Annotated in this window: 1 protein-coding gene and 1 pseudogene; both read left to right on the forward strand. The window is 71.8% G+C overall.

Features of this window, described 5'->3' with window-relative positions; translation table 11 throughout:
• Positions 1–815 (forward strand): annotated as a pseudogene (locus VTU_RS26010) (MFS transporter); the annotation flags it as partial.
• Positions 802–1,239 (forward strand): tRNA (adenosine(37)-N6)-dimethylallyltransferase (locus VTU_RS0106070; protein WP_010102071.1); only part of this gene is annotated, 438 nt, incomplete at its 3' end. The pseudogene VTU_RS26010 and the gene VTU_RS0106070, both read left to right, overlap by 14 nt.

Below are 1,239 nucleotides of genomic sequence, written 5' to 3' on the forward strand. Positions count from 1 at the left end.
CGCGCGCGCCATGTCGCGTGCGTTCACCGGGCTGGGTATCGTGGCCTGCGCCTGCGCGCCCCTGGGCGGGTTGCTGAGCGCCTGGCTGGGTTGGCGTGCGGCGCTGCTCGCGCTCACCGTCTACGCCGCGCTCACGCTGGCACTCGTGGTGCTGCACCTGCCGGAAACCCTGGCGCAGCGCAATCCGCAGGCGCTGCGGCCGGCAACGCTGTTCGGCACTTGGTTGCAGGTGTTGCGCAGCCCGACCTTCTGGGCCTTTTCGCTGCTCACCATGGCCACCTACGGCGGCCTGTTCACTTTTCTTGCGGCCTCGTCGTTCGTCTACATCGACGTGCTCGGCCTCACGCGCACGCAGTACGGCTGGGTCATGGCGTCGGCCGGCGTGGCGTATTTTGGCGGCACCTTCCTGTGCCGTCGGCTGCTCGTGCACCACGGGCTGCTGCGCACGGTGGCGATCGCCGGCGGCCTGAGCCTGGGCGGCGGCGCGTTGCTGCTGCTGTTCGCCTGGCTGGGCTGGCAGCGGCCCTGGGTCCTGGTGCTGCCGTACTACCTGTTCATGCTCGGCCATGGAATCCATCAGCCCTGCGGGCAAAGCGGCGCCCTGGGCCGTTCCCCGGGCCGCGGGCGTTGCCTCGGCGCTCAATGGCTGCCTCATGATGCTCGCGGCGTTTGCCATCGGCGGCTGGCTCGGCAGGCGCCTGGACGGCACGGTCTGGCCGTTGGTCAACGGCATCGGCTTTTGGTCGCTGGTGCTGGCGCTGGTCTCGTGGACGCTGGTGCAACGCTTCGGAGACCCCGCGCGTGCGCCCGCCTGAGGCCTGGCCGCCCGCGATCGCCCTGGCAGGCCCCACGGCTTCGGGAAAGACTGCGGGCGCGTTGGCGCTGGCCGCGGTGCTCGGCAGGCGCATGCCGGTGGAGGTCATCAGCGTGGATTCGGCGCTGGTCTATCGCGGGATGGACATCGGCAGCGCCAAGCCCACGCAGCAGGAGCGCGCCGCCGTGCCGCACCATCTGATCGACGTCCGCGACCCGTTGCAGGCGTATAGCGCGGCCGGGTTCGTGCAGGACGCCACGCGGCTCATGGCGCAGATCCGGGCGCGCGGCGCGCTGGCGCTGCTGGTGGGCGGCAGCATGCTGTACTTCAGGGCCCTGTTCGACGGCTTGGCCCCCATGCCCCCGGCCGACGCGCAGCTGCGCGCGCAGTTGCAGGCCCGGGCCGACGCGCAGGGCTGGCCCGCG

Source organism: Verminephrobacter aporrectodeae subsp. tuberculatae At4, from assembly GCF_000193225.1.
Lineage (GTDB): Bacteria > Pseudomonadota > Gammaproteobacteria > Burkholderiales > Burkholderiaceae_C > Acidovorax > Acidovorax aporrectodeae.